Origin of the sequence: Jiulongibacter sediminis (genome assembly GCF_001306455.1) — a bacterium.
GTDB classification, from domain to species: Bacteria; Bacteroidota; Bacteroidia; order Cytophagales; family Spirosomataceae; genus Jiulongibacter; species Jiulongibacter sediminis.
The window spans coordinates 119,552-132,901 of the sequence record NZ_LGTQ01000005.1; the positions used below are offsets into that span (position 1 = coordinate 119,552).

Consider the following 13,350-nt stretch of genomic DNA (forward strand, 5'->3'; position numbering starts at 1 on the left):
AATTGATACTAGTTTTGACCTTTGATATCTGTTCCTAATCGTTGCAGGTAGGCAATCAGAGCAACAATCTCCTTGTTCTCACTTACTTCAATTCCTGCTTCTTCCAATCTTCCGGTTATTTCAGAAGCCTGCTGCATCATGTCTTCTGCAGCTTCTTCTTCGTAACCTTCTTCGTATGGTACACCCAGTGTACGCATGGCGTTTATTTTTGCCGCGATCTGCTCAGTGGTGTACTCATCGTCAATCAACCAAGGGTAGGATGGCATAATTGAGCCTGGAGACATACTTGCCGGCTCTAACATGTGATTAAAGTGCCAGCTATCAGGGTACTTACCACCCAATCGGTGAAGATCGGGACCGGTACGTTTTGAACCGAACAGGTGTGGGTGGTCGTAAACAAATTCTCCAGCTTTTGAGTATTCGCCGTAACGCTCAGTTTCAGATCTGAACGGACGAATCATCTGCGAGTGACAGTTATTACAACCTTCTCTGATATAGATATCACGACCTTCCAATTCAAGTGGTGTGTATGGTTTTACTGCCTCAATCGTTGGAATATTAGAGTCAACAACCCATGTAGGCACAAACTCAATGATACCACCAATAGCTACCGCAACAAATGCAAGTACTGTGAATAGAACAGGCTTTCTCTCCAAAACAGAGTGCCAGTGGCCACCGCTGACTCTTACATTTTTCTCAAGAGCAGGGGCTTCAGCGTATTCTTCAGCCATAAACTCACCGCTACCGGCAGTTTTCAGAAGGTTATACACCATAATTAAAGCACCAACCAGGTACATGGTTCCACCAATGGCACGCATGACGTACATCGGGATAATCTGAGTTACAGTTTCAAGGAAGTTCGGATAAGCTAAGAAACCGTCGGCTTCAAACTCTTTCCACATGAGTGACTGTGTGAAACCTGCCCAGTACATTGGAAGGGCATAGAATAGAATTCCCAAAGTCGCAATCCAGAAGTGGGTGTTCGCCAGTTTTGTGGAGTAAAGTTTGGTTTTCCACATTCTCGGGATCAGGAAGTACAACATACCGAAGGTCATGAAACCGTTCCAGCCAAGACCACCAATGTGTACGTGAGCTACTGTCCAGTCGGTATAGTGTGAAATAGCGTTTACGTTTTTCAATGAAAGCATCGGGCCTTCAAACGTACTCATACCATAAGCGGTAACGGCCACTACAAAGAATTTCAATACAGGATTTTCACGAACTCTGTCCCACGCACCTCTCAGAGTCAAAAGACCGTTTAGCATACCACCCCAGGAAGGAGCAATCAGCATGATAGAGAATACAGTACCCAAACTTTGAGCCCAGTCAGGCAAAGCAGTGTAAAGTAAGTGGTGAGGGCCGGCCCAGATATAAATGAAAATCAAAGACCAGAAGTGAATAATCGAAAGTTTGTAAGAGTATACCGGTCTGTTAGCTGCTTTTGGCAGGAAGTAATACATCAGACCCAGAATCGGTGTGGTGAGGAAGAACGCCACCGCGTTATGACCGTACCACCATTGTACAAGGGCATCCTGTACACCAGCATAAAGCGAGTAACTCTTAGTCATGCTGATTGGAATCTCCAATGAATTCACAATGTGAAGCATGGCAATGGTAACCGCCGTAGCAATGTAGAACCATAAGGCCACGTACATATGACGCTCGCGACGTTTAATGATAGTTCCTATGAGATTGATGGTGAAAACCACCCAGATCAAAGCAATGGCGATGTCAATAGGCCACTCCAGCTCAGCGTACTCTTTCGAGGTAGTCATACCCAAAGGCAGAGTAATTGCCGCTGCAAGAATGATTAACTGCCAGCCCCAGAAGTGAATCCAGCTCAACGTTTTGCTAAAAACCGCGGCTTTAGTAAGACGGGGTAATGAATAATAGACACCGGCGAACATCCCGTTACCGACAAAGGCAAAGATGATGGCGTTAGTGTGCAATGGTCTTAATCTACCAAATGTGGTATAAGGTAAATTGAAATTAGCTGCTGGTAAGAACAACTGGATGGCTGCGGTAAGACCAGCCAACATACCGACAATACCAAAAGCAACAGTGGCAATTAAGAAAGCTTTGACAATTTTATTGTCGTAGTAAAAGCCTTCAAGATTGCCACCGCTGTTCTCAGATTGTGCTGATAAAAGAGGTTTTCGTAAAAAGTGCATATTTAGAGGTATTTATTTCTAAAACGATGTAAAAGTAGAGCCAGCCAAAAGGCTTAAACATGAGGAATGCCTATGCAAAATATGATCGAAATCATGCGACTTTGTCGCTCAGATAATCGAAGTCTGCCACGAAGGTTCTGAACTTGTATTTGTACTCCTTATAGTTCTTTTCAAAGTCCTTCATTTCGCTTTTGAAATAGCGTACATCCCCGAAAGTTTCGGTATCTACCATGGCCTTTTCCTGAGCATCTTCAGCGATGTCATGGTGCAGGTCATTGTCTTCCTGAAGTAGCCTTTTAATGAGACGTTGGAAATGATGAAACTCCTGTACAAAACGGGCAACTTTCAGACTTTTCTGGCTATCACCGATTGTTTTGGTTTTCAGATCATTCAGTACGTCTAAGAAGTACTCCACCTCATTCTGAGCCTGTTCCAGCTCACTTTTTCTGTCTCTCAGCACTTTGGCAGTGTTGATCAGACGTTTGGTTTGGTTGATTTTTCTCATGATCGTATTGTTTTACCATGCTAAAGTAAAATGGCGACATGATGCAAAACATGAGGCCCGCAGGTCAATAAGCTGATAATGATCAGAGTTTGTTTTTGAGGTCGGATGTTTGGTGTCAGATGTCAGAAGTTTGGTGTCGGGTGCTTGATGACGGGTGACGTGTGACCGATGACTGGTGTTGTGTTTGAGGTCGGAGGTTTGGGTTCGGAGGTTTGAAGTTAGAGGTTTGGCGTTAGGTGTCGGATGACTGATGACCGAAGTTGGAATAGGAGAGGTTTGGAATATGAAATTCGTGAAAACCTGTGGTAACCGTATAATCCGCGTGCTATTGGTCGCTGAGCGGGAAATTAGATGAAAGGAGAATTGGGAAATTAGTTCTCCGATAATCGGTCTTTAATCTTATGTCTTACATCTTTTATCTTAACTCTTCGACTTCTCTACCGTATCATCATTCAAAATTCGAATGGCGGGGGTGGCGGTGTCGTCAAACTGGCCGTCGTCTGTAGCCCAGAAGAAGGCTGCAAGAAACCCTCCGGCGAAAATCAATGCTGCGATAACGAGTAAAATGATTATTGACATGACAAAATCAAGTTAAGAGGTTGGACTTTCGGGCTGAAAAATAGGTAATGATGACGGCAAATAAAACCACGGAAATGCTACTCAAAGGCATAAATATAGCTGCAACCACCGGCGATAAAGTTCCTGAAACAGCCCAACTGATACAAATGAAATTATAAACCAAAGAGAGTAGAAAACTGAGCTTAACGATATTGACTGATTTTCTGCTGAACTCAATGAAATTCGATAATTCAGAAAATTTATTGGCATCCAGAATAGCATCTGAGGCAGGAGTAAAAGCCTGCGTATTTTCGGAAAGGGCAATGCCAAGATCACTCTGACGGAGGGCTCCGGCATCATTTAGTCCGTCACCGACCATCAATACGGGCTCTTTGCTATCTTGCAAAGTCTTAATAAAGTGAAGCTTATCTTCCGGTTTTTGCTCAAAATGTAAATGATCTTCGGCCAGGTACTCACTCAGCTGAGCTTTGTCGGTTGATTTATCACCGGAAAGCAGATAGAGATTGAACGAGTTTTTGAGCTTTGCAATAACCCCTTCAAAACCTTCTCTGAAAACCGGTCTGGTTTTCAAACAACCTTTTACCGTATCTCCGATTTTAAGGTAAACACGGGCCTCTTTATCCAGTTGATGTTGAGGAACCCCAAGGAAATGAGCATTTCCAATTTGTACTTTTTGAGAGTCTATATAGCCTAGAATTCCAGCTCCTTCCATTTCACTGATTTCATCGAAAATCAATTCTTCTGATTTATCAAAATGCGATGCGACCAACTTACTCACAGGGTGAGTGGAGTTGAGAGCCAAACTTTTGAAAAGACTTTGCTCTTTCTCGCTAAGCGATTCGCCTTTGTAGGTCAGTTCTCGGTAGTCGTTATTCTTGGTCAGAGTACCTGTTTTGTCAAAAACGATGTGTTTAATTTCAGTCAGCTTTTGAATCACGTTCTGATTTTTGACATAGAACTTATTCTTCCCAAAAATCCCCATCACCGTTCCCATCGTAAAGGGCATTGAGAGGGTAAGAGCACATGGGCAGGCCACCATTAATACCGCCGTAAAAGCCGGCCAGGCCGTTTCCGGATTCACCACAGCCCAATAGATGGCTGTTAGGAACGAAATTGCCAGCGTGATATAGGTGAAATATTTGCTGAAATCGTCGGCCAGTTTGGTGTTAGCTACCTCTTTTTCTTCTTTGAAATTTGCCTGATTCCAAAGTTGCGTGAGATAGCTTTTTGAGACTTCTTTGGTGACTACCAGCTCAATATTCTGGCCCTTCTGACGCCCACCGGCATAAATGACCTCATTATTCCGGATAGAAACCGGCTCGCTTTCACCGGTCACAAAACTGTAATCAATAAACGCCTTGCCATCAGCCAGCTGAGCGTCAGCGGGAATGAGCTCATTATTATGAATGCGAATGATGTCCCCTTTTCGGAGATCATCCACGTTTTTATAGTCAAAATGATCTTTGTTTTTGACCTCCACGGCCAGAGGGAAATAACTCTTGTAATTTCGCTCAAAAGAGAGGTAGTCAAAGGTCTTTTTCTGTACCCATTTGCCCAACAAGAGCAAAAACACAAGCCCGGCCATACTATCCCAGTAGGCTCCGGCCCCGTTAATCAATGTTTCGTATAAGCTTCTGATAAACAAGGCTGTTACGCCGAGTGCTATCGGGATGTCTACGCTAAGAGTGGTAGTATTTCTTTTCCAGACTTCTTTGAGCGAAACCCAGGCACCTTTTATATAATCCGCCGCTCCGTAGAAATAGACCGGCAGGGCTAAAATGACATTGAGATAAAGGAAAAACTTTTGATACTGGGCGTCCACATCGTTTTGTAAGTCCAGCTTGAAATACTCCGGGAAACTCAGAAGCATGATGTTACCGGTGCAAAACCCCGTAACCGCTATCTGCCGAAGGAGTCGGTTGGATTTCTTTGTTCTCGTTTGATCTTTGGCGACCGTATTTTCCAGTGAGATCAATGGCTCATAACCAAGCGTGGCCAGTAATTCCACAATTTCCTTCAGGCTGACATTGGTGGGGTCATACGTCAGGCTTAGCTCTTTTTTGATAAAGTTAAGTCTGCTATGCAACACTCCGGCTCTGATTTTATGGAAGTTCTCCAGTAACCAAACGCAGGAGCTACAATGTACGGCAGGTAAAAAAAGGGTTACTTTATGAAGCTTTTCAGATTTGAAATCCAGAATAGCGGCTTCAATATCCGGGTTTTGCAGGTAATCGAACTTGCCTTCGTGGTTTTTGCTTTTCAGACTCACTCCTGCATGCTGCTCAAGATCATAATAACCGCAGAGGTCGTTTTCCTGAAGCAATTCAAAAACCGTTTTACAGCCGACGCAGCAAAAATGCTTGTCCTCAATGATCAGATCTTCATTTTTGCACTCCTCACCGCAGTGATGACATAAGACCGCTTCCTGTACTTCTGGCATAAAGTAATTTTAACATCACAAAGTTGCCCTCGGTAAAGCGGAAATTGACTGAAAATGCTCAACCTGAAATATGATGAAGGTCAGGTTTTAGCGGAGCTTGTAATAATCTTCCACCGTCTTCCACTCTCCATTTTCATCAATATAATTGGTAAAGTAGAGGATAAAAACGGGGATTGGTTCTTTCAATTCGATGGTTTTCGGGCTCTCGTTTTTTACGCAATAGTCCATTAGGTTTTGATTAATAGATTCTACAGGGTCAAGCTTTTGAGCCAGTTCAAGGGGCTTTTGAAGACGAATACATCCATGGCTAAAAAATCGTTTTTCGCGGTCGAAAAGCGACTGACTGGCCTCAGTATGAGGCGTGTCATGCATATATACTGAATAGGGGTTTTGAATGTTTATTTTCAGTAAACCTAGGGCATTATCACATCCCGTAGATTGCCTGAAAGTGAGATTGAAATTATCCTTATTCAGGCTTTGCCAATCCACAGAGTTAGGGTCAATTTCCTTTCTATCGGCATCAAGTACTTCAAAGCTATTTCTTTCAAGGTAACGGATATCCTCCTTTACCTTTGGAAGTATCTCATTGACCGCTATATTTCTGGTTGGGGTCCAGTAAGGATAGACTACAGCGGCATCTGCTACTGTTGCCATCAGTGGAGTCTTATGTGATCTGGTACCGGTAATTACCCGCATTCTTAGCTCCGGAAGATTATTTTCATAAAGTGTCAATTCTCCTGAGGCCACATTGATCAAAACAAACTTACTGGCGTCAAATCGCTGAACCCACCGAAAGAAATTCTGAAATTCATTCAAACGTTTATATTCCGGGTGAAAACGGTATTTCAAGCTTTGAGTAAATTCGGGAAAATCAGGCTCCAGGAAAGATAAAAACGACTCCGGCTTTGGAGCATCTTGAACACGCTTTACCCATGATTTCAACTGTGTGCTGTCAATCGTTTCGGTAAGATTAATGTATCTTAAATTTGCGGGTTGATATCCATATTTGCTCTCCAGTGCAAGCTTGAAAAGACTTTGTTCTTTGGTACTTACTTGCTGTGCGGCCACCACTTGGGCTGAAAGAAGAAGAGATATCAGAAGTAGTGACTTCATCTTTTGGGTTAATGGTTATCTCATTGGGTTTGATGAGAATAAGTGTTAGCGAAATTAACGGTTTCAGGTTTATTTTTTCATCTTAGCTTTCAAAATAGAAAACCCCTGAATGCTACTTCCTGAAATCCTTTTTTACTTTCTTACGCTTTTGGCAGAGGTGCTGGGCACGGTCGGAGGCTTTGGCTCCTCAGTTTTTTTTGTTCCTATGGCCGGCTTTTTCTATGATTTTCAGGCTGTCCTAGGGCTTACAGCTTTTTATCACCTGTTTAGCAATATCTCTAAAATAGTCCTCTTTTTTAAGGGGATTGACCGTAGGATATTTTTATTGATTGGTTTACCGAGTATTGCAATGGTGATTATCGGGGCCTATTTCTCACAATTTCTTAGTGGAGGCCTTGGCGGACTAATCCTTGGTCTCTTTCTCTTCAGCTTCTCACTTTTTCTTCTTATTAAACCTAATTTTGTATTGAAACAAACCGCGGGGAACTCCATATTCGGTGGAGGTCTTTCAGGATTTGCGGCCGGTTTTTTAGGGACAGGAGGGGCAGTTCGCGGACTTACTTTGGCTTCATTTGATGTGCCAAAAGCTACTTTTTTGGCTACTTCAGCATTGATTGATTTTGGAGTAGATGGTAGTCGTTTCTTCGTTTACCTGGCTCAGGGATACATCACAAAGGATATGCTTTATAAAGCACCAATTCTACTCGTGATTTCTTTTGTGGGAACCTATATTGGCAAAAGAATGCTGACCCAAATTTCTCAGGAGAATTTCCGAAAAATTGCCCTTTGGCTTATTCTTTTAATAGGTCTGGTGGCTATTGTTCGCTACTTTTTTGAGTCCTGAGTCTCAGCTAAAGTATACTTCCTTCTCGTGGGGTTAATCAGAAACTTTTTCTGAGCCGTAAAGCTTTCAGGATGAACCTGCTCAAAAACTTTCTGCCATTCGTCAAATCGTTCGGGTTCAGCCTTCTGAAAGGCTGAACCGTCTATTTTTTTTGAAATCAGATATTCTGTAAAAGTCATATTTGACATTTAATGAGCCCGCTGAGCGTCTACAACCGCAAGGCTTACCATATTAACAATTTCACGAACCGAAGCTCCCATTTGAAGAACCTGTACGGGCTTTCTAAGTCCTAAAACGATTGGCCCGATTTTCTCAATGTTCGCAATCTCTTTCACCATGTTATAGGCGATGTTGGCCGAAGATAAGTTGGGGAAAATGAAAGTATTGGCACCTTTCTCTGCCAGTTTACTAAATGGGTGATTGGCCTTTAAGAGTTCTGTGTCAAAAGCCAGGTGAGCCTGCATTTCACCATCTACAATCATTTCAGGGTGTTTTTTATTCAAAATACCTACCGCTTCTCTCATTTTCATTGGAGCAGGTCCGTTGGGTACCGAACCAAAGTTCGAGTATGTTACAAAAGAGATTCTTGGCTCAATATTGAATTTCTTAACTTCCTCAGCAGCTAACTCAGCAATTTCTACCAAATCATTGCTGTCCGGGTCAAAATTGATGGTTGTATCTGCAAGAAATAAAGGACCGAAGCGACTCATCAAAATATACATACCGCTTACCTTCTTAACACCGGGTTGTTTACCGATGATTTGAAGTGCCGGTCTGATGGTATCCGGGTAATTATGACTCAAACCACCAATCATAGCGTCGGCCTGACCCGTTTCAACCATCATCGCACCGAAATATGAGCGGCGTTTCATGATGTTATGTGCCTCAGAGTAGGTAAAGCCTTTGCGTTTACGCTTCTCGTAGAAAAGGTTGCCAAACTCCCGCATGGTGTCCTTAGAGGTTTTCATTGGGTCAATGATCTCCAATTCGCTGATATTAAGGCCGTTGTTCTCAATAAGCTTTTGTATTCTTTTTTCATTGCCCAGTAAAATAGGAATTGCCATTCGCTCATCACGAACTTCCTGAGCAGCTTTAAGCACGCTAAGATTTTCAGCATCCGCAAATACCACACGTTTGGCATTTTTTCGTGCCTTGTTGTGAATGATTTTGAGTAGACTATTGTCTTGCCCAAGCCTTTTACCGAGCTGTATGTCATATTCATCCCAGTTTTTGATCGGACTTTTGGCTACACCGGTATCCATGGCTGCTTTTGCCACAGCAGGAGCCACAGCAGTTAGCAATCGGGGGTCTACTGGTTTTGGGATAATGTAATTTCTGCCAAAACTCAGGTTATCCTCCCCATAGGCCATATTGACCAGATCCGGAACCTGCTTTTTAGCCAAATCTGCAAGAGCAAGTACGGCGGCCATTTTCATTTCTTCGTTAATCACCTTGGACCTTACATCTAAAGCACCTCTGAAAATGTATGGGAAACCAAGGACGTTGTTAACCTGATTAGGGTAATCTGATCGACCAGTAGCCATGATGATGTCTTTTCTGGCTGCAGTAGCCTCCTCATAACTGATTTCGGGTGTGGGGTTCGCCATCGCAAAAACGATACAGTCTTTGGCCATCGTTTTTACCATTTCTCCGGTCAAAATATTTCCTTTAGACAATCCAATGAAAACATCTGCACCTTTCAATCCTTCTTCCAGCGTAGTTTCAGCAGGTAAATTACCATTGACAAACTCGGGCTTTTTGCCGCTCAAATTTCCTCTTGAAGGATGAATAAGACCAGTGGAGTCGAACATGAAAATATTCTCCTTTTTAGCACCCAGAGCCATATACAAACGAGTGCATGAAATGGCAGACGCTCCGGCACCATTGACAATTATTCGGACCTTCGCAATGTCTTTCTTGACCAATTCCAAGGCATTTTTTAAAGCAGCTGCTGAGATAATGGCCGTACCATGCTGATCATCATGCATCACCGGAATGTTCAATTCTTCTTTGAGGCGTTCCTCAATTTCAAAACAAGCCGGAGCAGAAATATCTTCAAGATTAACTCCACCAAAAGTTGGCTCGAGAATTTTGACCGTACGGACAAACTCATCAACATCTTTAGTGTTTAACTCAATGTCAAAAACATCGATGTCTGCATATATTTTGAAAAGCAGACCTTTACCTTCCATCACCGGTTTACCTGCTTCAGGTCCAATATCACCAAGGCCTAAAACGGCAGTTCCGTTGCTTATAACAGCCACAAGGTTGCCTTTTGCTGTATAATTATAAACTTTCTCAGGGTCTTCGGCGATGGCGAGACAAGGCTCGGCCACACCGGGAGAATAAGCCAGAGAAAGATCTCTTTGGTTTGAGTATGCTTTAGTGGGGATAACTTCAATTTTTCCCGGACGGCCCTCTTCGTGGTATCGGAGGGCATCTTCTTTCAGGTTTGGCTTTTGAGGCATAGTTTCAACGTTGATGCCGCAATTTAGGGATGTGTTTTTCTTTTAACGAGTTTGACTCTAAAAAAAACAAACGAGGGTAGACGGAAGCCGTGAAGCTACCCATGCAGCACCTGTTCAAAGGCATCTTTCCGGCGTCGCGAAACCGCTGCAGTAAGGTTTTTAGTCAGGTGAATTTCCGACTCCACGTCATAATACCTCAAAATATGGGATGGATTCACAATAAAAGATTTGTGTGTTCTGATGAAACCGAGCTCAGTAAACTTTGGCTCCATCTGCTTCAACGTTTTAGCCACGGTCATTTGCTTTCCGTTTCTAAAGTAAATGTGGGTATAGTTAGCGTCACTTTTAAGAAGGATGATGTCTGAGGCGTAGAAGTTTTTCTTTCTGATAATATTGACAGTTTTCATTTTTGTAAAGTTGATAAGTAAATAATTTGCGTTTAATCAACAGTTACAAATGTAGATGTAGGTGATATTTGCCAATTATTCCGGATTGGCCTTTGTGATGAAAATGCCTGTAATAATTGTCGCTTTGGCCATCTTAAATAATGTTTTGGGATAAAAATGGGTAGATCAGGGACGAAAATAATTGGCCTATTTCAAAATTTTAACCTTCCCTTTCAAATCAATTAAGAGATCGGCGTATTTATGACCAACAGGGATTTCGTCACCTTGTACCAACAGGTTGTTTTGGTATACTTTTTCAATGTGGTCGGTATTTACAAAGTGCGAACGATGAATTCTTTTGAGTTTTGAGCTATGGCTCAATTCTTTCTCCAGCTCTTTCATGGTAATTCGGCTTAAGAACTTTCCATTTTGAGTAATGTATTCTGCATAATTACCTGAGGCGGAAATCCGATAAATCTGACTTTCGGGTAACTTAACAAAACTACCATCAGTGGCTTTAATAATCATTTGAGTTTGCCCTAGTTGGAGATCTTTGAGGTTTCTTAGTTTTTCCCAGGTTTTGATCAGGCTTTCGCTTTCGAGCTTAAGAGTTCCTTTTTTGAACAGATAGAAAACCATCAAAGAAAAGAGACCAATTATCAAAAGGCTGAACCAGTCTGATCGGTACCACTCCGGGCGAATACTAATTGGAATTTCTAATATCTCAGAACTCAGGTTTTCTCTGGTGATGGCCCTCACCTGAAGAATCAAATTCGCTTTTTCTGAAGCATTGACCGGCAGGCGTTTCTTGAAAGGAAACCACTCAGTTCTTTTATCCCCTTCGATGATTCGGTAAACTGTAGAGAGATCGTCACCAAACTCTAAGGAAAGGGTTTCAAACTGAAAATACAGATTACGGCCGACTTTGAAGTCTCTTTGTGAATTATCAAAACCCTCGATTTTACTGAGAAAAACCTTTGGTTTTTTCTGGTGATAAGCCTGTAAATCGAAGGTATTTGTGATGTATTCACCATCCAGAGAGCAAAACTTGAGAAGGCCGCCCTCTTCATACAGGAATTGAATGTAGGTGTTCATCAAACCTTCATTCTCCCCATAATTGAGTATTTCAAACCCGTTATCGTTATTTTTTATTTGACTGACGCCGAGCTTCGTCAGAACCCAAAGTGTGGAGTCCCGATCAATGATGGCATTGTGCAAATAATTATTGGAGAGTCCGTCTTTTTCACTGATTTGCCGAAATGTTTTGGTTTCCAGATTGACATCAAAAACGCCTTTTCCATAACTGATCAGATAAATATTGCCGTTAGCCTGCGGTAAAATTTTCATGATATTTAAATCCTCGATTTCATGTGGGATGCTCAGCTTTTCAGCCTTTTTATTAGTTACCCTGAATAACCCTGACCGCGTGCCGACTAAAAAGCCGCCATTTACTGGAAGTATGCAATTGGTGTATTCTTCCACGCCGGTGTTGATAGAAATTGAAAGGCCAAATTGTGTGATATCCTTTGACTTTAAATCTCTGATGAAATTTTCTGCCTGAATTCGGCTGATTCCCCTACTTTGCCCTACCAGCATTTCGCCGTTTTCTTTGTCATATATGACTGCCTTAGCAGCGAATGGTCTTTGGAAAGATTGACCATTCTCGTAATAAGTGACATAGTTTTCATTGAAAACAATATATTGTTTCTCAGTTAGTTCAATGGCTTCTAAGGGGCGGGAATTTGGCGGAACATAATTCTTAATGGTTTGGGTTTTGCCTCCTTTTTTTATGAATTTATGAGAGCCATTAAAGTAGCCTTCAAAAACATTGCCGCTGGCAAAAAATCTTTTCAAATACAATCCCTGTCGGGCGTTATCAAACACAAAAGGGTAGTCAGAAAGCTTCACCAGCCCAGATTTAAGCGTGCTGGCCCAGAAGTTACCATTATTGTCTTTGATGACCGTGCTAATAGCCTTTCCTTTAAGGTCTGAGAATCGGTTTGAAGGAGAAATGTCGTACTCTTTGAGTTCAAAAAGACCATCTCGGGAGCCTACATAATGGACATTCTCAATATTCTCGGAAAAAAAGATAAACTCGATTATAGGCTCAACCCCAGCCCTTTTAAGCACCTTTCGGGTACCTACATCAAACCACAGTCTTTCTGATTGACTTTGTATAAAAATAATTGATTCTGAAAGTTTTGCAGTTCTTATAACGGAGGCTGATTCTGTGAAAATTTGCTCGGTCCATTTAATTTTCAATGAATTGATATCATAACAGAAAATGGAGTTGGCATTTATACTAAGTACTTCATCGTCATTATGTTGGTAAAATTGTAGCGTTCTGTTTCTCCCGCTAAAACTGCTTTCATCTTCATCAATGAAAACCTTTTTATCAGGTTTTAAAACCCGAATGCCATTATTGAAACTCCCAATCCAAATCTGTCCCAATTTATCCTCCAGAAAACCATAGCGATATGACTCCGTACTCATTTCTTTAAGGTATGGAGTGTTTTCAGGATTATGAAACTTACCATTTTGGTAGAATACCGAGGTGCCCGTGTCTGTCAAAAACCAAATTCGGCCCTGGCTGTCTTCGTAAATCTGATAAACTGAATAGGCCGGGAGGCCGTCGTCCTGATCAAAATTGATGAATTCGGTACCGTTATACCGACTGACACCGGCATTGGTTCCCACCCAAATAAAGCCTTGACTATCCTGAAAAACTGTGTAGCAGATATCTGAAATAAGCCCATCTTTGACATCAAAGAACCGTGCCTGATAGTTTTGAGCCTCCAGACTGGCTGAAAAAGTGAGGAGAAGAAGTGTTAAAAGCCTGAGCAT

General features: G+C 42.1%; 10 protein-coding genes. 1 reads left to right on the forward strand and 9 read right to left on the reverse strand.

Translation table 11 applies throughout. The features are described from left to right. Positions 1-8: 8 nt before the first annotated feature. The 5 genes from ccoN to AFM12_RS00540 form a co-directional block, all read right to left on the reverse strand. Positions 9-2,171, reverse strand: a complete 2,163-nt coding sequence (gene ccoN, locus AFM12_RS00520) for a cytochrome-c oxidase, cbb3-type subunit I (protein WP_055143099.1) — start codon at positions 2,169-2,171, stop codon at positions 9-11. A gap of 91 nt (positions 2,172-2,262) precedes the next feature. Further along, complete coding sequence (locus AFM12_RS00525) at positions 2,263-2,676, reverse strand: hypothetical protein (protein ID WP_055143101.1); 414 nt, start codon at positions 2,674-2,676, stop codon at positions 2,263-2,265. A gap of 420 nt (positions 2,677-3,096) precedes the next feature. Further along, complete coding sequence (gene ccoS / locus AFM12_RS00530) at positions 3,097-3,255, reverse strand: cbb3-type cytochrome oxidase assembly protein CcoS (protein WP_055143103.1); 159 nt, start codon at positions 3,253-3,255, stop codon at positions 3,097-3,099. A gap of 7 nt (positions 3,256-3,262) precedes the next feature. Further along, complete coding sequence (locus AFM12_RS00535; RefSeq protein WP_055143105.1) at positions 3,263-5,695, reverse strand: heavy metal translocating P-type ATPase; 2,433 nt, start codon at positions 5,693-5,695, stop codon at positions 3,263-3,265. An 87-nt stretch (positions 5,696-5,782) separates the two neighbouring features. Continuing rightward, positions 5,783-6,808: a L,D-transpeptidase family protein gene (locus tag AFM12_RS00540; protein WP_055143107.1), complete on the reverse strand. Its 1,026-nt coding sequence runs from the start codon at positions 6,806-6,808 to the stop codon at positions 5,783-5,785. Positions 6,809-6,917: 109 nt separating this feature from the next. On the opposite strand from AFM12_RS00540, the gene AFM12_RS00545 reads away from it, so the two are divergent. Continuing rightward, positions 6,918-7,652, forward strand: coding sequence for a sulfite exporter TauE/SafE family protein (locus tag AFM12_RS00545; protein WP_055143109.1), 735 nt, complete (start codon positions 6,918-6,920; stop codon positions 7,650-7,652). Here the strand turns inward: AFM12_RS00545 and AFM12_RS00550 are convergent. The 4 genes from AFM12_RS00550 to AFM12_RS00565 all read right to left on the reverse strand — a co-directional run bounded on the left by AFM12_RS00550 (position 7,634) and on the right by AFM12_RS00565 (position 13,350). Continuing rightward, positions 7,634-7,831, reverse strand: coding sequence for a hypothetical protein (locus AFM12_RS00550; protein WP_055145008.1), 198 nt, complete (start codon positions 7,829-7,831; stop codon positions 7,634-7,636). The genes AFM12_RS00545 and AFM12_RS00550 overlap by 19 nt on opposite strands. Positions 7,832-7,840: 9 nt before the next feature. After that, the gene (locus AFM12_RS00555) at positions 7,841-10,120 is read right to left on the reverse strand and encodes an NADP-dependent malic enzyme (RefSeq protein ID WP_055143111.1); all 2,280 of its coding nucleotides are present in this window, start codon (positions 10,118-10,120) and stop codon (positions 7,841-7,843) included. 95 nt (positions 10,121-10,215) lie between these two features. Next, positions 10,216-10,527, reverse strand: a complete 312-nt coding sequence (locus tag AFM12_RS00560) for a LytR/AlgR family response regulator transcription factor (RefSeq protein ID WP_055143113.1) — start codon at positions 10,525-10,527, stop codon at positions 10,216-10,218. Positions 10,528-10,713: 186 nt separating this feature from the next. Further along, positions 10,714-13,350, reverse strand: coding sequence for a ligand-binding sensor domain-containing protein (locus AFM12_RS00565; RefSeq protein ID WP_055143115.1), 2,637 nt, complete (start codon positions 13,348-13,350; stop codon positions 10,714-10,716).